This window comes from Pseudomonas sp. F-14 TE3623, assembly GCF_053629015.1.
This window is the reverse complement of the sequence record NZ_JBRJHM010000001.1, coordinates 2,254,427-2,274,180: the sequence shown is the minus strand read 5'-3', so window position 1 is coordinate 2,274,180 and position 19,754 is coordinate 2,254,427. Positions and strand designations below refer to the sequence as shown.

The 19,754-nt window shown below is 60.2% G+C and carries 20 protein-coding genes; 10 read left to right on the top strand and 10 right to left on the bottom strand.

Annotated features, from left to right (window positions below; genetic code table 11):
- Positions 1 to 24 precede the first annotated feature (24 nt).
- The 4 genes from AB7M29_RS10335 to AB7M29_RS10320 all read right to left on the bottom strand — a co-directional run bounded on the left by AB7M29_RS10335 (position 25) and on the right by AB7M29_RS10320 (position 3,763).
- Positions 25 to 951, bottom strand: coding sequence for a 5-oxoprolinase subunit C family protein (locus AB7M29_RS10335; protein WP_217856568.1), 927 nt, complete (start codon positions 949 to 951; stop codon positions 25 to 27).
- The gene (gene pxpB, locus AB7M29_RS10330; RefSeq protein WP_217856569.1) at positions 948 to 1,652 is read right to left on the bottom strand and encodes a 5-oxoprolinase subunit PxpB; all 705 of its coding nucleotides are present in this window, start codon (positions 1,650 to 1,652) and stop codon (positions 948 to 950) included. Before pxpB ends, AB7M29_RS10335 begins: the two co-directional genes overlap by 4 nt.
- Positions 1,649 to 2,401, bottom strand: coding sequence for a 5-oxoprolinase subunit PxpA (locus tag AB7M29_RS10325; protein ID WP_454246807.1), 753 nt, complete (start codon positions 2,399 to 2,401; stop codon positions 1,649 to 1,651). Before AB7M29_RS10325 ends, pxpB begins: the two co-directional genes overlap by 4 nt.
- A 78-nt stretch (positions 2,402 to 2,479) precedes the next feature.
- Positions 2,480 to 3,763, bottom strand: a complete 1,284-nt coding sequence (locus AB7M29_RS10320) for an MFS transporter (protein ID WP_454246806.1) — start codon at positions 3,761 to 3,763, stop codon at positions 2,480 to 2,482.
- Positions 3,764 to 3,936: 173 nt separating this feature from the next.
- Here AB7M29_RS10320 and AB7M29_RS10315 point away from each other — a divergent pair, with 173 nt between their 5' ends.
- From AB7M29_RS10315 to AB7M29_RS10300, 4 genes are all read left to right on the top strand, one after another.
- Entirely contained in the window at positions 3,937 to 4,866 is a 930-nt protein-coding gene (locus AB7M29_RS10315; protein ID WP_217856572.1) for a LysR family transcriptional regulator, read from the top strand.
- 111 nt (positions 4,867 to 4,977) lie between these two features.
- Positions 4,978 to 6,900 (top strand): IucA/IucC family protein, encoded by a 1,923-nt coding sequence (locus AB7M29_RS10310; RefSeq protein WP_454246805.1) that lies wholly within the window; start codon positions 4,978 to 4,980, stop codon positions 6,898 to 6,900.
- Positions 6,890 to 8,101 (top strand): MFS transporter, encoded by a 1,212-nt coding sequence (locus AB7M29_RS10305; protein WP_454246804.1) that lies wholly within the window; start codon positions 6,890 to 6,892, stop codon positions 8,099 to 8,101. The genes AB7M29_RS10310 and AB7M29_RS10305 overlap by 11 nt, the downstream gene beginning before the upstream one ends.
- 14 nt (positions 8,102 to 8,115) lie before the next feature.
- A complete protein-coding gene (locus tag AB7M29_RS10300; protein WP_217856575.1) occupies positions 8,116 to 10,227 on the top strand; it encodes a TonB-dependent receptor in 2,112 nt (703 codons plus the stop codon).
- An 80-nt stretch (positions 10,228 to 10,307) separates the two neighbouring features.
- Here AB7M29_RS10300 and AB7M29_RS10295 read toward each other — a convergent pair whose 3' ends face one another.
- The 3 genes from AB7M29_RS10295 to AB7M29_RS10285 are packed head-to-tail and all read right to left on the bottom strand — an operon-like array spanning position 10,308 to position 12,170.
- Positions 10,308 to 10,850, bottom strand: coding sequence for a DUF2937 family protein (locus AB7M29_RS10295; RefSeq protein WP_008067554.1), 543 nt, complete (start codon positions 10,848 to 10,850; stop codon positions 10,308 to 10,310).
- A gap of 13 nt (positions 10,851 to 10,863) precedes the next feature.
- Complete coding sequence (locus AB7M29_RS10290) at positions 10,864 to 11,640, bottom strand: class II glutamine amidotransferase (RefSeq protein WP_217856577.1); 777 nt, start codon at positions 11,638 to 11,640, stop codon at positions 10,864 to 10,866.
- Positions 11,641 to 11,672: 32 nt separating this feature from the next.
- The gene (locus AB7M29_RS10285) at positions 11,673 to 12,170 is read right to left on the bottom strand and encodes an MFS transporter (protein WP_217856578.1); all 498 of its coding nucleotides are present in this window, start codon (positions 12,168 to 12,170) and stop codon (positions 11,673 to 11,675) included.
- Between the two features lie 216 nt (positions 12,171 to 12,386).
- Here AB7M29_RS10285 and AB7M29_RS10280 point away from each other — a divergent pair, with 216 nt between their 5' ends.
- Both AB7M29_RS10280 and AB7M29_RS10275 read left to right on the top strand, forming a co-directional pair.
- The gene (locus AB7M29_RS10280; RefSeq protein ID WP_454246803.1) at positions 12,387 to 14,441 is read left to right on the top strand and encodes a S9 family peptidase; all 2,055 of its coding nucleotides are present in this window, start codon (positions 12,387 to 12,389) and stop codon (positions 14,439 to 14,441) included.
- A gap of 215 nt (positions 14,442 to 14,656) precedes the next feature.
- Entirely contained in the window at positions 14,657 to 15,130 is a 474-nt protein-coding gene (locus tag AB7M29_RS10275) for a cyclic nucleotide-binding domain-containing protein (protein ID WP_038979360.1), read from the top strand.
- 3 nt (positions 15,131 to 15,133) lie between these two features.
- On the opposite strand, the gene AB7M29_RS10270 is transcribed toward AB7M29_RS10275, so the two are convergent.
- Positions 15,134 to 15,424, bottom strand: coding sequence for a hypothetical protein (locus AB7M29_RS10270; protein ID WP_454246802.1), 291 nt, complete (start codon positions 15,422 to 15,424; stop codon positions 15,134 to 15,136).
- Between the two features lie 96 nt (positions 15,425 to 15,520).
- Between AB7M29_RS10270 and AB7M29_RS10265 the strand changes: the two genes are divergently transcribed.
- From AB7M29_RS10265 to AB7M29_RS10250, 4 genes are all read left to right on the top strand, one after another.
- Positions 15,521 to 16,207: a spermidine synthase gene (locus tag AB7M29_RS10265; protein WP_217856581.1), complete on the top strand. Its 687-nt coding sequence runs from the start codon at positions 15,521 to 15,523 to the stop codon at positions 16,205 to 16,207.
- Between the two features lie 48 nt (positions 16,208 to 16,255).
- The gene (locus tag AB7M29_RS10260) at positions 16,256 to 16,627 is read left to right on the top strand and encodes a YajD family HNH nuclease (RefSeq protein ID WP_007898702.1); all 372 of its coding nucleotides are present in this window, start codon (positions 16,256 to 16,258) and stop codon (positions 16,625 to 16,627) included.
- A 210-nt stretch (positions 16,628 to 16,837) separates the two neighbouring features.
- The gene (locus AB7M29_RS10255) at positions 16,838 to 17,308 is read left to right on the top strand and encodes an RNA methyltransferase (protein ID WP_052966455.1); all 471 of its coding nucleotides are present in this window, start codon (positions 16,838 to 16,840) and stop codon (positions 17,306 to 17,308) included.
- Positions 17,309 to 17,400: 92 nt separating this feature from the next.
- Positions 17,401 to 17,778, top strand: coding sequence for a YgaP family membrane protein (locus tag AB7M29_RS10250; protein WP_052966454.1), 378 nt, complete (start codon positions 17,401 to 17,403; stop codon positions 17,776 to 17,778).
- Positions 17,779 to 17,839: 61 nt separating this feature from the next.
- On the opposite strand, the gene AB7M29_RS10245 is transcribed toward AB7M29_RS10250, so the two are convergent.
- Both AB7M29_RS10245 and AB7M29_RS10240 read right to left on the bottom strand, forming a co-directional pair.
- Positions 17,840 to 19,069, bottom strand: a complete 1,230-nt coding sequence (locus AB7M29_RS10245) for a hypothetical protein (protein ID WP_454246801.1) — start codon at positions 19,067 to 19,069, stop codon at positions 17,840 to 17,842.
- A gap of 56 nt (positions 19,070 to 19,125) precedes the next feature.
- The gene (locus tag AB7M29_RS10240; RefSeq protein ID WP_052966452.1) at positions 19,126 to 19,575 is read right to left on the bottom strand and encodes a YcgN family cysteine cluster protein; all 450 of its coding nucleotides are present in this window, start codon (positions 19,573 to 19,575) and stop codon (positions 19,126 to 19,128) included.
- Positions 19,576 to 19,754 lie beyond the last annotated feature (179 nt).

Genomic DNA, 19,754 nt, shown 5'->3' with positions numbered 1-19,754 from the left:
GGAGCGGGCTTGCTCGCGAAGCTTTTAGCTATTCAGGAATCGCCGCAAATACTCAACGTGTTCCCGATGAGCGACATCCTGCACCACCGGCTTCAACCGCACCTTCGTCCCCGGCAAACACTGCGCCAATCGCGCCAATGCCAACGGCGTCAACGCCCCCAGTCGCGGATAACCGCCAATGGTCTGTCGATCATTGAGCAGCACAATCGGCTGCCCGTCCGGCGGCACCTGGACCGCGCCCAGCGGGATGCCTTCGGAAATCATCGGCTTGCCCTGATACTGCAACGCCGTTCCCAACAGGCGAATACCCATGCGGTCGGCGCGGCTGTCGAGGGTCCAGACGCTGTTGAACGCGTCGAACAAACTCTGCCCGCTGAACTCGCCGATCTGAGCACCGAGCACCAAGTCCAGCGGCGCATTGAGTTTGAAATTCGGCACTTGTTCGGGCGCCAACTCCCCCAGTAGTAGCAGCGAACTCCCCGAATAGCTCAACTGCGCATCTTTGGCCAACGCCCGCCCCATGCCATCCAGCCCACCGAGTTCCTCACGGACCACCGTTGCGCTACTGCCCAACACCTTTGGCGCATCAAATCCGCCCGGGGCTGCCAAATAAGCCCGAGCACCAAGCAGCGGCTGAGTGAATTGCAATTGCTGACCTTTGTTCAGCCTAAAACTGCGCCACGGTGCCAATGCCTCGCCATCCAACTGCGCCCCCAGATCCGCTCCGGCCAACGCCAGCACGCAATCTTCCTGGGCAACGACCGTAAACCCGCCAAGGGTGATTTCAATCACCGATGCATCCAGCCCATTGCCCAGCAGCCAATTGGCCCACGACATCGATCGCCAATCCGCCGCCCCGCCCTGGGTCACGCCCAAATGCCGCACGCCGAATCGCCCGGCATCCTGCAACAGACACAAGGGCGTACTTGCTTCAATCGTCAGTCGGCTCATGCCAGGGCCTCCAACGGCGTGTCATCACCGCCCAGATTGATGAACTCGGCATGGCTGACTGCTTCGAAGCGCACGGTGTCGCCCGGTTGCATCAGGCTGTAGCCGTCGCGCTCGCGGTCGAACAATTTGGCCGGGGTGCGGCCGATCAGGTTCCAGCCGCCGGGGGACACCACCGGATAAGCGGCCGTCTGGCGTTCGGCGATACCCACACTGCCGGCAGCCACTTTTTTGCGCGGAGTATTCATACGCGGTGCAGCCAATATTTCCTCCACCAATCCCATGAAAGCGAACCCCGGTGCGAAGCCCAATGCGAACACCTGATACTCATGTTCGCTGTGGCGACGGATCACCTCCTCCACCGTTAATCCACTGCGCTGAGACAGCAACGTCAGTTCCGGGCCGACACTCAAGTCATACCAGACCGGCAACACATGGCATTTACCGCTAGTGCGAGCGTTGGGGGACAGATCGATCAAGGCTTCAGCAATCAATTCCCGCGCCTGGGCCGGATTCAGCGACATCAAATCGTAATGCACCATCAACGTCGTGTAGGACGGCACCAGATCGATCAAATGGCTGGCGAACGCTTCTCGCAAACGCTCGCTGGCGGCGAGCATCCACGGCATGTTGGCTTCGCTGATTTCATCGAACAGACGCACCATCAGGCAATCCAGCGCCACCACTTCCACCCGTGGTTTCATGATGCGCTCTGCTGATTCAAGGCTTCGCGAATGCGCTGCACGGCGGCCACCGAACTGGCGTTATCGCCGTGTACGCACAAGGTGTTGGCCTGCAAGTGCAAGGCGCTGCCATCGCTGGCCGTGAGGTTGTCACCGCGGGCAATGATCAACGCCTGTTCGATGATTTTCTCGGGATCGTGATGCACGGCGCCCGGCAGTTGCCGAGAAACCAGCCTGCCTGCGCTATCGTAAGCGCGATCGGCGAAGGCTTCGAACCACAACGTCACGCCAAATTCATCGCCAAGTTGCTGCGCGGCACGGTTGTCGCGGGTCGCCATCAGCATCAACGGCAAGCTCCGATCATAGGCTGCCACGGCCTGAATCACAGCGCGAAGTTGCGCCGGGTTGGCCATCATGTCGTTGTACATCGCGCCGTGGGGTTTGACGTAACTCACTCGCCCGCCCTGCGCCCGGCAGATGCCGTCGAGGGCGCCGATCTGGTAATGCAACAGGTCCTGCAGTTCCTGGGCGGTGTAAGCCATGGATCGACGACCGAACCCCACCAGATCCTGATAGGCCGGATGGGCGCCGATCTGCACGCCGCGGCTCAGGGCCAGGCTGACGGTCTTGCGCATGATGCTCGGGTCGCCGGCGTGGAAGCCACAAGCGATGTTGGCGCAGTCGATGAAGGGCATGACCTCGGCATCCAGACCCATGGTCCAGTTACCGAAACTCTCGCCGATGTCGCAGTTCAATAGCAGGCGGTTCACGGTGAACGCTCCTGTAGGCTTTTATCTTCTTAGCTGAAGGACATATGCCCCTCAGATTATCAGTTACCGGATATTCGGTTATTGAGTGTCGAGTTGCTTGCCACGGGTTTCCGGCAGGCTCAGGGCCGCCAGGATCACTACCCCGTAGGACACCGCCGCGAAGGCCCCGATTCCCACACTCAGTGGCACCTTCTGGCTGAGCAAGCCGATCAACAGCGGGAACAACGCCGCCAATGCCCGACCAATGTTGTAGCAAAAACCCTGGCCCGAGCCGCGAATCCGCGTCGGAAACAGCTCAGTCAAAAACGCGCCCATGCCGCTGAAGATCCCCGAAGCGAAGAAGCCCAGGGGGAAACCCAGCCAGAGCATCACGCCGTTGCTGACGGGCAATTGGGTGTACAGCAGAACAATGGTGAATGAGCCGACCGCGAACAGAATGAAATTCTTTTTACGACCAAGGATGTCAGTCAAATACGCGCTGATCACGTACCCGACGTAGGACCCGACGATCACCATCGCCAGATAGCCACCGGTGCCGAGTACGCTCAAGCCCCGTTCGTTTTTCAGAAACGTCGGCAGCCAGGAAGTGATCGCGTAGTAACCGCCGAGCGCGCCGGTGGTCAGGATCGACGCGCGGATCGTGGTGAAAAGGATGCCCGGGGCGAAAATCTCGTAGAACTTGGCCGGGTTGCTTGGCTCTTCCTTGGCTTTGGCTTCGCGGTAGATTTCCGGGTCCTTGACCAGGCGGCGGACGAAGATCACGAAAACCGCCGGCACGATGCCAAGGATGAACAATGCCCGCCAGGCGTCTTCCGGCGGTAATACGGAAAATAGCAGCGCATACAGAATCGCCGTCAGCCCCCAACCCAACGCCCAACCCGATTGCACCATGCCGACGGCTTTGCCACGGTCCTTGGCGCGAATCACTTCGCCCATCAACACCGCGCCAGCGGTCCATTCACCGCCGAAACCAAAGCCCATCAACGTGCGGCTGATCAACAGTTGTTCGTAGTTCTGGGCGAAGCCGCAGAGGAAGGTGAAGAACGCGAACCAGAGCACCGTCAGTTGCAGGGTGCGCACCCGGCCGATGCGGTCAGAGAGAATCCCCGCCACCCAGCCACCGATAGCCGAAGCGATCAGGGTGCTGGTGTGAATCAGCCCGGCTTCGCCAGTGGTGATGCCCCACATGGCAATCAGGGTCGGCACCACGAAACTGAGCATCTGGGTGTCCATGCCGTCCAGGCCATAGCCGATCTTGCAGCTCCAGAACGTACGACGTTCCTGCTTATTGATGTTGTGGTACCAATCGAAGGGTCCCGGGCGAGCCGTGGCTTTGGGAATGAGGGTGTCGGGCGCACTCATGGCAAGTCTCCGTGCAAATTTTATTGGTATTGTTCTGAGCCCCGACGACGCCTATCGTGGGAACCGGATGTGCCGATTTTTGGGCCGCCGGCCCTGCTGCGTCCAACTAATAAAACCCCGCCCTAGACATAAGAAAACCTTATCCGACGGGCTAAGCCCCAAGAGCTGATCCCATGAACCTGAAGTTTCTCGAGACCTTTGTCTGGGTCGCCCGACTCAAGAGTTTCCGCCTGACGGCAGACAAACTCTTCACCACCCAGGCGTCGATTTCCAGCCGCATTGCCGTGCTCGAAGGCGAGCTCGGGGTGAAGCTGTTTCTACGCGATTCCCGCGGTGTGAGCCTGACACCCGAAGGCTTGAAAGTGCTCGAATACGCCGAGCAGATGATGGATACGATGCAGGCGCTCAAGCAGTCGATCGAGACGCGTTCGAGTAAGGTCGGGCGGATCCGGATTGGCGTCATGGACACCGTGATCCACACCTGGCTCAGCCCGTTGGTGGCGCAGATGATGGATCACTATCCGCTAGTGGAAATCGAACTGGTGGCCGATACCGCGCTCAACCTCTGCGATCAGCTGCAAAAAGGCTTTCTCGATCTGATCCTGCAAACCGACCTGTTGCGCCAGGAAAGCGTGCGTAGCCTGGAGCTGGCCAGTCATCCGATGGGCTGGATCGTCGCCAGCAATTCCATCTACAACCGCGAGTATTCAGGTGTCGCCGACCTGGCGCGGGAGCGGATCATCACCTATTCGAAAAACTCCCATCCTCATCAGGATATCTTGAGCCTGATGCAGGCCAACGGGGTCATGGCGCCACGGCTGAACTGCGTGAATTCAGTGTCGGCGATTACCCGTTTGCTGAGGGACGGCTTCGGCATTGGCGCGTTACCGCCGGTGCTGGTGGCCGAGGAATTGGCGCGGGGGGAATTGACCTTGCTGGCCATCGATCAGCGGCCACCGAATTTGCAGGTGGTGGTGTCGTGGCGGGTTGGCGTGGAATGGGTCGAAGAAATCGTGGCGTTGTGTCAGCAAGTCGTGGAGCGCTATGCGCATAAGGTGGGCGAGCAGTACGTCGTCTTGAGCAAACCACAGGCACGCATCTGAAGGACATTTCCCAAACTCTAAATATGAACCACTATCATTTGCATTATTTTTTCAAGCCGGTATTCTCTGCGCGCTTTCAGCTAAACAATTGTCCAGAAGGAGTCGGACCTGATGCGCGGCTATACGCAAAAACAGCAACAATTGCTCGCTCACTGGAGCGAAGCTCTTGGCACGCAGGCTTTCCAGTCCCACCGCATCACGCTCGATCATTTGAGCAATGCCCTGGAGCCCGCCGCCCAACGCTGTTTCCAACGCCTGATCCAGGCGCTGTTTCGTGAAGATCTGATCAACCCTGACACCTGCGAATACGACGACTCTAGCCGCTGCTGGCTGCCACTTGGCGATGGCGCGCATCTTTGCTTCGAGCACTTGTCCGGCGGCAGAATGAACAGCTGGGACGTACGCGGCAGCATCGTCTTGCATACTCCCGACAGACTGCCCCAAAAAATCCAGTTGCCCAGCGAACTGCTCGCACACCTGAGCACTCAGCTCAACCCGCCAGCCTCCCCGCAGGTACTGGAACGTCTGGCCCGGGAGCTGGATGACAGCTTCAGCAACGACACCCTGTGCCTGGCGTTTCACCATGGATGGACCGAGCGCCTGAGAGAGCAGATCGACACCGAGTACGAGGATAATCTGCTCGCTTGGCTCAAAGCCGGCCCCGGCCACCAGAACCCTACGTCATTGCTCGAACAATGGGGCACGCTCGGCCATCCATGGCACCCGAACTACAAGACCAAACTGGGCTTGAGCGCAGCGCAGGTCATCGCTTTCTCGCCTGAATTCGAAGCCAGTTTTCCGATCGTGCTGTGCGCCCTGCACCGCCAGTACGCACACGTCGAAGCGCTGGCTGGCACCGCCGATTACTGGGACTGGTGGCAAGGTCACTTCCCACAGGCCGCCGAGCAATTGCAACGCCATTTGCAGCAGCTGGGTCTGGAAGCAAAGGACTATCTCCCGCTCCCGTCGCACCCATGGCAAGCCCATGAAGAGCTGCCGCATTCGTTCGCCAACGAGATCGCCGATAACCTGCTGATCATCACTGACATCGTGGCGTTTACCGGTCACCCGACCATGTCGTTCCGCACGGTCCTGCCGCAGGCCAGTCGCGTGGCACCGATGGTCAAACTGCCGGTGGCTTTGCGACTGACCAGCGTGCAGCGCACCGTGTCGCCGCGCTCCGCCCGGATGGGTCCGCGCATCAGCCAACTGGTATTGGATATTCTCGATCAAGAGCCGCAGATTCAGCGTCTGCTGAACATCGTTCCAGAGCGCATCGGCGTGCACTACGCCCCCCTGCCGACCGATGACGAGCGCTCCCGGCATGTTGCTGTGCTGTATCGCGATAACCCGCTTACCCTCCTGCAAGAAGGCGAGTTGGCGGTGCCGGTCGGCAGCCTGTTCGCCGTCAACGAATTTGAACAACCGTTGCTGCGTGATTGGGTAAAACTGGCTCAGGGCAGTGACGATAGCAAGGCCATGCTGGCGTTCTTCGATGATTACCTGTCGATTGCCGTACCGAGTCTGTTGGGCATTTATTTGATGTATGGGGTGGCGTTCGAAGCGCATCAGCAAAACAGTTTCATGGTGATGGGCGCTGATGGGCAGTTGAATCGGCTGCTGTTGCGTGATTTCGGCGACGTTCGTATCGATCGTAAAACCCTGCACGCCAAGGGTCTGGATATCCAGTTGCACGATCCGAAAATGACCCTGTATGACGACTCCGGTTTTGTCCGCGACAAACTCCTGCACACCACCTTCATGTGCCACCTTGGTGAGCTGACGTTGCTCTGTGCCCGCCACTGGAATGTGCCGGAAAATATCCTTTGGGAGAAATTGGCATCGCAAGTTGCGCAATGCTTCGAGACCTTGCGCGAGCGCGTTGAACCGGCACGTTGGGAAAGCGAGCGCCAGGCCTTGCTGGAACAGGATTGGCCCGCCAAATCGTTCATGCGCATGCGCTTGCTCGACAGTCATGCAGACATCGTCGGACGCCTGAGTAACCCGCTGCGACCAAACGCCCATGCTCGCTGACGGTCGCGCTTTGCGACTACTGATCGTCATCCAGTTTGTCTCCATGGGCGCAATGGAAATGAGCGGCCCGTTCTGGCCCTTGCAGATCCAGCATCTGCTCGGGCCGGAGGGCGCCGGCTACACCGCGCTGTTATCGGCGATGGTCTATGCCGGTCCGATGCTGGCGGCCATGCTCCTGACGCCCATGTGGGGCCGGTTGGGTGATCGCACCGGGCACAAACCGATGATTGTCCGGGCGTTGCTGGCACTCGCGCTGTGCCAAGGGTTGGCGGCCATCACCCTCGACCCGTGGCTGCTGGTGGGTATTCGCGTGATGCAAGGCGCATTGGCCGGTTTTCTCGCTGCCGCGCAAGCCTACGCCCTGGCCTGCTGCGACAGTTCAAGACGGGGTCAAACCCTGGCCCGCCTGCAATCGGCCACCGCCGTCGGCTCATTGATCGGCCCCGTGCTGGGTGGCTGGCTGATGGACGTCTCGGGGTTTGCCCTGCTCTGTTATGGCGCGACGGCGATTTGCCTGCTGTGCGCACTGGGGAGTTTTTTCCTGCCGGCCGACAAGGCTCGGATCACGAAGAAAAAAGCGGTTGAACCGGTTGCCCTGCCCAAAGGCTGGCTCGGTGGAATCCTGTTGGTGATCGTCTTGATTCAGGCCGCGAAGATGATGCCGCAGTCGTTCTACGCGCTGTACGTCGCGAACATTCTGCATGCCCCAAGCTGGCTGATCGGCGCCACCTACGCGGCGAGCGCCGCGACCCTGGCCATTTCCGCACCGCTGTGGGGACGTCTGTTCGACCGCTGGCAGCCGGCCCACACCTTGCGCGTCATCGAAGGCGTGGCCTGGCTGTGTGCCCTGACGCTGGCGGCCACGGCATTGGCCAACGAATGGCTGGGGTTTCTCGTCAGTCGCCTCGTCTGGGGCCTCTGGCAAGGCGCCCTGCTGCCCGTCGCCTATGCACTGATCGCCAACACCATTTCCGAAAACCAGCAGGGCTTCGCGCTCGGCCTGGGCAACAGCGCGGCAAAGGCTGGCGCTCTGCTCGGTGTCGTCCTTGGCGGGATCGGCATGGGCCTGGTCGGCCTGGCTCACAGCTTCTGGCTGGTGGCGCTGACTTACGCCATCGCCGCCATCGGGATCCGCTGGGTACGCTCGTTCAACGCCACGCCTGACCGCTCGACCTTATCTCCCCACACTTATCACAACTAAAAAAAGACCACGTCATGATCCGAACCAAGCTCTCCCTTCTGATCCCGCTGCTCGGTACCTTCAGCGCCCAGACCTGGGCCGAGGATACCGAGCAGCAGCCCGGCACCTTGAACATGCAAGCCACCGTCGTCTCCGCTACTCGCAGTGAAGCGAGCATTGCTTCGATTCCGGGCTCGGTCCAGGTGATCGATGAACAGCAGGTCCGTGAACAGAGCGGCGCGGGCCGCCGGGTCTCCGACATCCTCGGGCAATTGGTCCCCGGCCTTGCGCCGGCCAGCGGCGGGATGAGCAACTTCGGTCAGACCCTGCGCGGGCGCAACATGCTGGTGTTGATCGACGGCGTATCGCAGAACGCCACGCGCGATAACTACCGCCAGCTCAACAGCATCGCCCCGGCCAGCATCGAACGCATCGAAGTGATTTCCGGCGCCAGCAGCATCTACGGTGCCGGTGCTTCAGGCGGCATCATCAACATCATCACCAAGCGCAATCAGGGCCAGGACATTGCCTACAGCAGCAAACTGGGCCTGACCAGCGGCAACAACCTCAACCGAAAAGGCTTCGCCTACGAAGCCTTTCAGAGTGCGACGGGGCGCAAGGATGCCCTGGACTGGTACGTCTCCGCCGACCTGACTCAGCGTAACGATCAGTTCGATGGCAACGGCAATCGCATCCCTCAGGACACTTCCCAGGGCAGCAACATGGACACCGAAACCTATGACCTGCAAGGTCGTTTCGGTTACGAACTGGATGCCGACAAAAAACTTAGCCTGTCGCTGCAGGACTACAAGGACCAGCAGGACACTGGCTACACAAAAGACCCGACAAACCGGCAGGAAGCCGTGGCGGTCAAAGGGCTGAAACTCGACGACCAGCCCTATACCCATAACCAGGCGGTCAACCTCAACTACACCGACAAGGACTTCTACGGTCAGGGCCTGCAACTGGAAAGCTACTGGCGCCGCGCCGATGCACTGTTCTTTCCGGACCTGTCGCGAGGCAGGGCCGGGATCTCCGACAACAACAGTGTGCAGGATGTCTACGGCCTGCGCGCGGCCATCGACACACCGCTGCCGGCGATCGGGAGTGCCACGGGCAATCTGGTCTGGGGCGCCGACTATGATAATGAGCGTTCTCGCCAACGAGGTGACCAATACACGCTCAATGGCCTGAACTACACCAAGACCGGCACCACCTACGAGCTGGGCCCGGACATCGAAACCACCACCAAATCGCTGTTTGGGCAGATGTCTTGGGACATTGGTGACTGGACCTTGCGTGGCGGTGTGCGCCGTGAATGGATCGAAAGCGACGTCTCCGACAGCATTGCTTATGGTCAGATCGTCCAGACCGGCGTACGCGCAACGCTGCCCGGTGACACGCTCAAATACGATGCCACCCTGTACAACCTGGGGGCGGTCTACCACCTGAGTGAAAACCAGGATGTCTTCGCCAATTACAGCCAGGGGTTTTCGCTTCCGGATATCCAGCGCTTCATGCGTGATGTCAGCAGCACCTTCGACATTCAGAGTCTCAACGCCCAGGCCATCAAGGTCGACAGTTACGAGCTGGGCTGGCGCGGTAACTGGGACCAGTGGCAGGCCGACGTCACCGTGTACGAAAACACCTCGGACGTGACCCAGTTCTACGATGCCAATGATCGCGTATTGCGCCTGATCAACCAGAAAGAGCGAGTTCGCGGCATCGAAAACAGCCTGACCTACCGCGCCACCGATCGCTGGTCGGTGGGTGGCACTTATGCCTGGGCCAAAGGCGAGACCGAACAGAACGGCAAATGGATCGATCTGCCGGCTACGCGCATCTCACCGGCCAAGACCACACTGTTCGTTGGCTACACCGAAGACGACTACACCCTGCGCCTGCAAGGCATGCATTTGTCCAGTTACGACGCCGCCGCCAAGGACAACAACGGGCGCGAGATCGAAGGCTATACGCTGGTGGACCTGCTCGGCTCGGTGCAACTGCCGGTCGGTCGTCTTGAAGGCGGCGTGTACAACCTGACCAACCGCACCTACCAGAACCTGTTCACCCAGGCCAACGCCAGAGCGCCGTACGCCAACGCCGAAGGCCGCACGCTGAGCATGAGCTACTCGGTCGATTGGTAAAAAGCGGAGCCGGCTTGCCAGCGATGCGATCTGCCAGGCATTCGTGTCGCGGCAATCGCCGGCAAGTTGGCTCTACAGGGTTACAGCCCCCGTACATCCCGGTCTTCGATCGGCCGGCTCTGGCGTAAACGCTTGCCGCCCAGCACCACCCAGTCGATCAGTCGGAACAGGCATTCAATGCCGAACGACAGCAGCAACGCGCCGCTCATGCCCCAAATCATCGCTTCCGGCGTTAGCAGGATCTGGTAGCTGTAGCCGTTCCAGGTTTCTTTGCGAATATCCGGGTCGGCGGCCAGGGCCACTTGCAGGACGCGGATGTACCACGGGCCCTGCATGGCCTGGAATTGCTTGTCGAGGGCCAGTTGACGGGTGAGCAAGGTGCTCAGGCTGTCGGCATCGCTGCGAAAGATCGGATCTTCGCTGGCACGGTAATGGGCCACGAGCGCCTGCATGTCACCCTTGAAAAACTGATTGGCAGTGCCCTGAAAACCGCTCAAACCGGTCTGTGCCTCAATCAGATGCGCCTCGACCCGCTTGGCATAGTCACTGATGAACCCAGGCACCTGGACACCGATCAACAGACCCGCCGCGAACAACACCAGCCGTAGATAACTGAGCAACATGGGGGAGAGATCCTTATTCGGTCTTGCCTTGGCTGACGCATTCACCGCGTCGCCAGAGGCTCCATTGGCCCGGCTCGTAGCGGGTCCAGGTTTCGTTTTCGGTCAAGGGTTCGGTAGCGATCACCGTGACCACATCGTTGGGCGTGGTTTCGGCCTGGAAGTCGACGATCACATCGACGTCCTTCAAACGCGCCGGGCCGAACGGTGCACGGCGGGTGATCTGCGCCAGTTTGCTCGAGCAGTAGCAGAACAGCCAGTCGCCGTCGCTGAGCAAGCAGTTGAACACGCCTTTGCTGCGGTACTCGGCGCAGGCGGCCACCAGGTTCGGCAACAGTGCTTCGATCTCTACCGGCTCGGGGAACGCTGCACGCACCCGATTGAGCAAATCGCAAAACGCCGCTTCGCTGTCGGTATCACCAACGGGGCGGTAAAAACTGGCGGTTGGGTTGAAATCGGCCAACTGGCCGTTGTGGGCGAAACACCAGTTGCGCCCCCACAACTCACGCACGAACGGGTGGGTGTTGGACAGGCAGACCTTGCCGACATTGGCCTGGCGGATGTGCCCGATCACCACTTCGCTTTTGATTGGATAGCGCTGCACCAGGTTCGCCACTTCCGACTCGCTGCTCGCCGCAGGGTCCTGGAACAGCCGCAGGCCACGGCCTTCATAAAAAGCGATGCCCCAGCCGTCACGATGCGGCCCAGTGCGACCGCCGCGCTGCATCAGCCCGGTGAAGCTGAACACGATATCGGTCGGGACATTGGCGCTCATGCCCAATAACTCACACATGCTCGGACTCTCGATTCAGTACAGGGGCACGGTTACAGACGCGGCTCGACCCGCGAACGCTGAGGATTGCTCGGTACCGGTGGCCGGCCGTAACGATCATCGCCGGCACCGCCGAAAGGCTGATCGTCGTCAGGCTCGTCGGCCTGCGCCGCTGTCTTGGCGGCAGCCGCCTGTTCCTTGCGAGCGTTGGAGGCACGCTCGATGGGAAAACGGATGGCCACGAACACCAGATAAATGCCGAAGGCAATCATGCCGTACATGAACAGATCAGAAACCGCGCGCCAGGCGTTGTTGCCGACCTTGAACAGCAAGTCGAGGGCAGTAATGGCGATGGACGGGGCGATCTTTTCTTTCACCGGGTCGATGATGGTCGGGCTGAACAGCAACACGGCTACCAGCAGCCGCAGCGGCTCACGCAGCCAACGCCACATCCAGCGGGTGATGCGCATCCACACCAACAGGCAGCCTAAAGCGGCAAAGGCGTAGAGGCCCCAAGCGATCAGATAGTCGTTCTCGGTCATGGTGTCCATGGCAAGGCAGGCAAAGAGGCGCTTATAGTAACGACTTTTCGCACGTCAGGCTTGTCCCAATACCAGCGAGTTAAGCGCATTCCATGTGGGAGCGGGCTTGCTCGCGAAGAGGGAGTATCACTAGACATTGATGTTGCCTGACACACCGCCTTCGCGAGCAAGCCCGCTCCCACAGGTTGCGAAGCCCCTATTCCGTACATTGTTCGAGAGCCATTCATGCCCCTATCCGCCAACGTCACCAGTGCTCCGATTGCCCACAAGGCCGACGGTTCTGACCCGTATGCCTGGCTGCAGGCGCGCGACACCGACGCGGTGCTCGATTACCTGAAAGCTGAAAACCGCTATCAAGAGGCGCAAACCGCCGATCAGGCTGGCCTGCGCGAAACCCTGTTCGAAGAGATCAAGGGGCGGATTCTCGAAACCGACCTGTCGCTGCCCTCGCCTTGGGGCCCGTACCTGTATTACACCCGCACCACCGCCGGCGACGAATACGCCCGTCACTACCGTTGCCCGCGTCCGGCCGATGGCAGCCTGCTGATCGACGAAAGCCAGGAACTGCTGCTGCTTGATCCGAACGTGCTGGCCAAGGGTGGCTTTTTTTCCCTGGGCGCGTTCAGCATCAGCCCGGACCACCAGCGTCTGGCCTACAGCATCGACTCCAGTGGTGAAGAGATTTACACGCTGTTCGTGAAGGAATTATCCAGCGGCCGCGTCAGCGAACTGGAATTCCAGGATTGCGACGGCAGCATGACCTGGGCCAACGACAGCCTGACGCTGTTCTTCGGCGAACTCGACGACACCCATCGCCCGCACAAACTGTTCCGCTATCGGCTGGACGGCACCGCGGCCGAAGAGGTGTTCCATGAGCCGGACGGCCGATTCTTCCTGCATTGCTACCGCTCCAGTTCCGAACGGCAACTGCTGTTGTCGCTTGGCAGCAAGACCACCAGCGAAGTCTGGGTGCTCGACGCCTCGCTGCCGCATCAGGCCTTTACCTGCCTGGCGCCGAGAGTTGAAGAGCATGAGTACGATGTCGACCACGGCAAACTCGATGGCGAGTGGACGTGGCTGATCCGCACCAACCGCGACGGCATCAACTTCGCCCTGTACCAGGCCGCCGATACCGGCGTCGCGCCGACCGAAGCCGACTGGCAGAACCTGATTCCCCACAGCGACACAGTGATGCTCGAAGGCATGAGCCTGAACGCCGAGGCCATGACCTTGAGCCTGCGCGAAGGTGGCCTGCCGATCATCGAAGTCCGCCCACGGGACTTGGTGCCCTATCGCGTGCAATTGCCGGACGCGGCCTACAGCCTGCACGTGCAGAACAGCCTGGAATTTGTCAGCGACCGGATTCGTCTGCGCTACGAAGCCTTGAACCGTCCGGCGCAGATCCGCCAACTGATTCTGACCACCGGCGAGCAGCAAGTCCTCAAGGAAACCCCGGTGCTCGGCCCGTTCGACGCCGATGCGTATGTCAGCCAGCGGCTCTGGTCGACGGCACCGGATGGTACGCAAGTGCCGATCAGCCTTGTGGTCAAACGCGAGTTCCTCGGCAAGCCGACGCCGCTTTATCTGTACGGCTACGGCGCCTACGGCGAAAGCCTCGACCCGTGGTTCTCCCACGCCCGCCTGAGCCTGCTGGATCGCGGCATGGCGTTTGCCATCGCCCATGTACGCGGTGGCGGTGAGCTGGGCGAAGCCTGGTACCGCGCCGGCAAGCAGGAACACAAACACAACACCTTCAGCGACTTCATCGCCTGCGCCGAACACCTGATCGCCAACGGCTTCACAACTCCATCACAACTGGTGATCAGCGGTGGCAGCGCCGGTGGCCTGTTGATTGGCGCTGTGCTCAACCAGCGGCCGGAGCTGTTTGGCGCGGCGATTGCCGAAGTGCCGTTCGTCGACGTGCTCAACACCATGCTCGACCCGGAGCTGCCACTGACCGTCACGGAATACGACGAGTGGGGCAACCCGCAAGAACCGGACGTCTATGATCGGATCAAGGCCTACGCCCCGTACGAAAACGTGACTGCGCAAGCCTATCCGGCAACGCTGGTGATCGCCGGCTACAACGACAGTCGCGTGCAGTACTGGGAAGCGGCCAAGTGGGTGGCGAAATTGCGCGCGACCAAAACCGACACCAATACCTTGTTGCTCAAGACCGAACTGGGCGCCGGGCATGGCGGGATGAGCGGTCGTTATCAAGGATTACGTGACGTAGCCCTCGAATACGCATTTGTTTTCAAGGTTTTGGGCATCGCCTGAGGAACTTGGCCCGGTGTGCCGGTCTTAACACCAGACACCGGACCGGATGCAGCACAAAACCAATGTGGGAGCGGGCTTGCTCGCGAAGGGGCCATCACATTCAACATCGATGTTGACTGACACACCGCTTTCGCGAGCAAGCCCGCTCCCACAGGGGATCAATTGCTACCCAAGATCCGGAACAGACACAGACACAAGAAAAAGACCGTGACGACATGTCAGAACCGACCTTACTGAACAACGAAATTCGCGACTGGCTGATGGACTGCGGCCTGTTCGATCAACTGCTGCCGGCAGACTTCGTGGCGGCTTCGGGTTACTTCAGCATCAGCACCATCGCCGAAGGTGAAGAGATTTTCCATGAGGGCGATGCCGGCAGTTTCATGTGCATCATCCACACCGGCCAGGTCGCGGTGCAGAAGACCAACAGCGACGGGCAACGGGTGACCATGGCCACTTTGCGCAGCGGTCGGGCGTTCGGCGAAATGGCCGTGCTCGACGGCGAACGGCGCTCGGCCAGTTGCGTGGCCGCGAGCAATTGCCAGTTGCTCAATCTGGGCAAGGACTCCTTGGAAAAGATGCTTAACGACGCGCCGAAAATCGCCGCCAAGATCATCCGCGCCCTCGCCGTTTCCCTCTCCAAACGCTTGCGCATGGCAGACGGGCAACTGCTCTCGCAACAGATTTAGACACTAACCGCCCGGCGTTTTGATTTTCGTCGTGGTCGGTTCAAGGCCCGGCAAGGTCTGGTCTTTGGGTGGATTGGGCATTTCGATCGGCGGCAACAGTGGTGGCCCGCCACTGCCGGAACCGGCCTTGGGCACGCTGGTCGGGGTGATCTGCGGATACGGCGTCGGAGTGGCGGTGCCGGGAGAACCGGGCGTCGGCACGGGGCTGGTGGGGATGGTTTGCAGCTCCTGGGCCTGCACTGCAGTTATCGAGAGCGCGGCCAAGGCAATGACCGTTAGAATGGTGCGCTTCATCAATGGCTCCGTTGGCCTTGTTGTCTTTTTGCAGGCTACTCCCAACTGCGCGTGTTTGCCTTCCTCCGTATATCAATTTCTCCTCAAGAGAGCCCCATGAAACGTTTCGTTCTGCTCGACACCACCCCCATCCCTGAAAACGGCGGTGCCCTGTGCCTGTTCGAATACGGCGAGGACTTCGTCATTAAGATTCAGGGCGGCGACGGCGGACAGTTGATGAACACCCGCATGCACGGCTCCGAAGATGCCCTGGCCGAAATCCCCTGCCGCAAGGTCGCCGGCCGGCCGAATTCGCGGGTATTGATCGGTGGCCTGGGCATGGGCTTCACCCTCGCCTCGGCGCTCAAGCATTTGGGCAAAACGGCTGAAGTGGTGGTCGCTGAGCTGGTGCCCGGTGTGGTTGAGTGGAACCGCGGACCGCTGGGCGAGAAAGCCGGCAATCCGCTGCTCGACCCGCGAACGGTAATCCGTATGGAAGATGTGGCCAAAGTGCTGCAAGCCGAGCCGCAAGGTTTCGATGCGATCATGCTCGACGTCGACAACGGCCCCGAAGGCCTGACCCAGCGGGCCAACAGCTGGCTTTACTCCGCCGGTGGCCTGAGCGCCTGTGCCAAGGCGTTGCGGCCCAAAGGCGTGCTGGCGGTGTGGTCAGCCAGCGCCGACAAGCAGTTTTCCGACAAACTGAAGAAGGCCGGTTTCAAGGCCGAGGAAGTCCAGGTTTTCGCCCATGGCAACAAAGGCACCCGCCACACCATCTGGATTGCCGAGAAGCTTAAGGGCTGAGCTAAACTCACGTCATAACCGTCATTAGTCTTTTACAAAGGTGAACCCATGAGTTCGTCCACCCCAACCAACACATCGAAGCTGGACCGCATCCTCGCCGACAACCAGCGCGACAAGGAAATGGGTTACCGCGACAAGGCCCTGAAGATGTACCCGCACGTGTGCGGCCGCTGCGCCCGTGAGTTCTCCGGCAAACGCCTGAGCGAACTGACCGTGCATCACCGCGACCACAACCACGACAACAACCCTCAGGATGGCTCGAACTGGGAGCTGTTGTGCCTGTATTGCCACGACAATGAACACTCGCGTTATACCGATCAGCAGTATTTCGATGAAGGCTCGTTGAGTACGCCGAAGATTGCCAAGGCGACGCACAACCCGTTTGCGGCGTTGGCCGGGTTGATGAAGAAAGAAGACTGAAGACCTTCAGCGCCTGCACCGGCCCCATCGCGGGCAAGCCCGCTCCCACATTTAATCTGCGGCGTACACAAATAGTGTGTTCACCCGAGATCCAGTGTGGGAGCGGGCTTGCTCGCGAAAGCGATCGAACAATCACCACCAATCTACAATCTGCCCCCCCTCCCCCAATCCCCGTATAATCGCCGTTTTTTCCCCGAAGGCACCCCGCTCGTGGCAGATAAACGGTACAGCTGCATTGGTTTGTATAACCCCAAATCACCGGAGAACGTCGGTTCGGTGATGCGCGCCGCCGGCTGCTATGGCGTGGCGTCGGTGTTTTACACCGGCAAGCGTTATGAACGCGCCGCCGATTTCGTGACAGACACCAAGAAAGTCCACTACGACATTCCGCTGATCGGCATCGACGACCTGAAAAAAATCCTGCCCCTGGGCTGCGTCCCGGTTGCCGTGGAACTGGTCGATGGCGCCCGCTCGCTGCCGGAATACACTCACCCGGATCGTGCCCTCTACATCTTCGGCCCCGAAGACGGTTCGCTGGATAAAGAAATCCGCGAGTGGTGCGAAGACGTGGTCTACATCCCGACCACCGGCTGCATGAACCTGGCGGCCACCGTCAACGTTGTGCTGTATGACCGCATGGCCAAAGGCAACAACACCCGCTCTGGGCCGAAATTCCGCTGAATTGCCACATATTCGATGGAACAAGCCGCTCGCCCAGGCAGTCAGCTAAATATCTATTGCTGAAGCAACCCTTCCCTGCCTGGAGACAGATCATGCGCGAGTTCAATCCTGTAGAACGTATCGAAACCACCCCGTTCCAGAGCCCTTCCGAAAAGAACGTTCATGGCTGGGAACGCGCCGGGTCCCTGGCGGGTGGCGTGGTCATGCTAAGCAAGGGCTTGCGACGCGGCGGCGTGTTCGGATTGATTGAAATAGCCATCGGCGGCATAGCCCTGGCCCGGGGCATCACTGGGCATTGTTCGGCGAAAAGACTGTTGGAAAAGAACCGTCAGGACATGGAAAACGCACGCGCGAGAATCGAGCGCGCCGGGGATGACCTGAGCCGCATGAAAGCCAATGCCGAAGCGGCGACCAGCACGGCGACCGTGACGGGAAATGATTCGTTGAACTCGCCGAAAGCCGGGGTCTGATCCGAAGGTTGCGGTGGGGCTCAGGGCCTCATCGCGATCCGACTTGCCCGCGATGGCGGTGCTACTGAAGCAACCCGGTATCAAGCACCTTGGAAGACTCGCCAATAACGCTTTGCGCGAGCTGAACGAATGCCTTGGTATCCACACTCTCCAAATGAATCGCCCCACGCAGCACATCATCCAGTGAGCGCTTGTTGCGGGTTTTCAGGCGAATTTCGCGATCCAGTTCCTGTAACAACACCACCGCTTTGGCCACCTGCGCCGGGTTGATCTGCTCACCGCGCAAAGTGCTGACCTTCTGGCTGTCCTTGACCAACTTGCTGTGTAGGCTCTCATACCGCTCATCACTCATGCCGCCTGCGCGGCGCACCAGTTCGATGGCGTAATACTCGGCAAACCCTTCGCTGATCCAGTCGCTGCGCTGGCTGTCGTTGATCCGCCCCAACACTTGAGCCAGTTCACGCACCAGCGCACTGGTGCCGCTTTCGCTGACCAGCGGCAGACGCGTGTTCAGGTAGATCGATTCATGCGCGGCCGAGCTGCCGCGCCACATCGGGTCGTTGCCGCCGACAATCAGCAACTTGCTGGGATGACGCGGAAAAGTTTCCTGCACTTGCGGCCAGACAAAGGTCAGCAGCGTCAGCACGTCCATGCGGCGCATGCCCTGCCCCTGTGGCGAGGCGACGGTGACTTCGGTTTCCCCCAGCCGCGTGCGACGGCTGCCTAGATGGCCGGCGAGCATCCAGCCAGTGGGACGGTCGAACAGACGCGAGACGTTATCGATCCGGAACTTGTTCTTGCCGATCCGCGGCCAGGCGGTTTCGACGCTTTTCCAACCGGTGGGCAATTCGAATTCAAGGCGTGAGACCAGTTCGATGCCGTCCTGCTGATCGAGTTTGGCCGCGGGCACCAGGTCATCGCCACGCATCAGCGCCCAGTTCGGCGTCATGCGGGTGTCGAAGCTGCCGCTCTTGCGCCCATGGCTGATGCGCACGCGGTAGGTCAGGCTGGCCTTTTCGGCGGTCGGACGCCAGACACCATGGGCCTGTTTGCCCGGTGTGAGCTGCCATTGGCCATCGGCCTTGAAATCACTGTAATGACTGCCATCGCCCAAGTCGAAATCCAGACTGCGCACCGCCGAGCCCTGGGCCAGGGTCAGGCGTACTTCGGCCTGATCGCTTTGCGGCAACAAGCGCACGTGATAATCCAGATCGACTTTCTTCGCCGCCCATACAGGCAAACTCAGGGCCAGCAGCCCGACAGCCAACGCCCGCCGCACTCCCACAGCCATACACACTCCTGGTGTGGCGAGCGAGCAACCTCCCTCACCACCATAAGCAATGGGAATCAACCCGCGCGAAAAATCAGATGGTCTTCCCAATCGTCTTCGGCCACGCTGCCCTCGGCGAGCATGCGCCCGGACTGGGAAATACGTTCGTGATGCACCGCCTCCCGATCACCGCACACCAGGTGATGCCAGAGCGGCAAATCCTTGCCTTCGCTGACCAGTCGATAACCGCAGGTCGGTGGCAGCCATTTGAACTCATCGGCCTTGCCCGGCGTGAGCTGGATGCAATCGGGCACAAAGTCGCGGCGGTTGGGGTAATCGGTGCACTGACAGGTTTTGAGGTCCAGCAACTTGCAGGCGATGCGCGTGTAGTAGACGGCGTTGTCGTCTTCGTCCTCGAGTTTTTGCAGGCAGCACAGGCCACAGCCATCGCACAGCGATTCCCATTCCTCTTGATCGAGTTGATCGAGGGTTTTGCGTATCCAGAACGGTTCGACTTTGGCGGCCATGGCTCAAGCATCAACATCAGGTGGTGAAAAGGCCGCCAGTCTAGTGCCAAGGCACCGGCGGGCCAAGCATTGGCGACTGCCGGTACACGGCACTTGTGAGTTTTTGCGCCGCCCGGTAGCTTTGCCAGTCACAAAGAGCCCTACCCACGTGCCATTAACGCTCAACCGCGTTGCATTCA

Coding starts and splice junctions, on each gene's coding strand:
- AB7M29_RS10335 (WP_217856568.1), bottom strand. CDS start 951: ATGAGCCGACTGACGATTGAAGCAAGTACGCCCTTGTGTCTGTTGCAG.
- pxpB (WP_217856569.1), bottom strand. CDS start 1,652: ATGAAACCACGGGTGGAAGTGGTGGCGCTGGATTGCCTGATGGTGCGT.
- AB7M29_RS10320 (WP_454246806.1), bottom strand. CDS start 3,763: ATGAGTGCGCCCGACACCCTCATTCCCAAAGCCACGGCTCGCCCGGGA.
- AB7M29_RS10315 (WP_217856572.1), top strand. CDS start 3,937: ATGAACCTGAAGTTTCTCGAGACCTTTGTCTGGGTCGCCCGACTCAAG.
- AB7M29_RS10310 (WP_454246805.1), top strand. CDS start 4,978: ATGCGCGGCTATACGCAAAAACAGCAACAATTGCTCGCTCACTGGAGC.
- AB7M29_RS10305 (WP_454246804.1), top strand. CDS start 6,890: ATGCTCGCTGACGGTCGCGCTTTGCGACTACTGATCGTCATCCAGTTT.
- AB7M29_RS10300 (WP_217856575.1), top strand. CDS start 8,116: ATGATCCGAACCAAGCTCTCCCTTCTGATCCCGCTGCTCGGTACCTTC.
- AB7M29_RS10295 (WP_008067554.1), bottom strand. CDS start 10,850: ATGTTGCTCAGTTATCTACGGCTGGTGTTGTTCGCGGCGGGTCTGTTG.
- AB7M29_RS10290 (WP_217856577.1), bottom strand. CDS start 11,640: ATGTGTGAGTTATTGGGCATGAGCGCCAATGTCCCGACCGATATCGTG.
- AB7M29_RS10285 (WP_217856578.1), bottom strand. CDS start 12,170: ATGGACACCATGACCGAGAACGACTATCTGATCGCTTGGGGCCTCTAC.
- AB7M29_RS10280 (WP_454246803.1), top strand. CDS start 12,387: ATGCCCCTATCCGCCAACGTCACCAGTGCTCCGATTGCCCACAAGGCC.
- AB7M29_RS10275 (WP_038979360.1), top strand. CDS start 14,657: ATGTCAGAACCGACCTTACTGAACAACGAAATTCGCGACTGGCTGATG.
- AB7M29_RS10270 (WP_454246802.1), bottom strand. CDS start 15,424: ATGAAGCGCACCATTCTAACGGTCATTGCCTTGGCCGCGCTCTCGATA.
- AB7M29_RS10265 (WP_217856581.1), top strand. CDS start 15,521: ATGAAACGTTTCGTTCTGCTCGACACCACCCCCATCCCTGAAAACGGC.
- AB7M29_RS10260 (WP_007898702.1), top strand. CDS start 16,256: ATGAGTTCGTCCACCCCAACCAACACATCGAAGCTGGACCGCATCCTC.
- AB7M29_RS10250 (WP_052966454.1), top strand. CDS start 17,401: ATGCGCGAGTTCAATCCTGTAGAACGTATCGAAACCACCCCGTTCCAG.
- AB7M29_RS10245 (WP_454246801.1), bottom strand. CDS start 19,069: ATGGCTGTGGGAGTGCGGCGGGCGTTGGCTGTCGGGCTGCTGGCCCTG.
- AB7M29_RS10240 (WP_052966452.1), bottom strand. CDS start 19,575: ATGGCCGCCAAAGTCGAACCGTTCTGGATACGCAAAACCCTCGATCAA.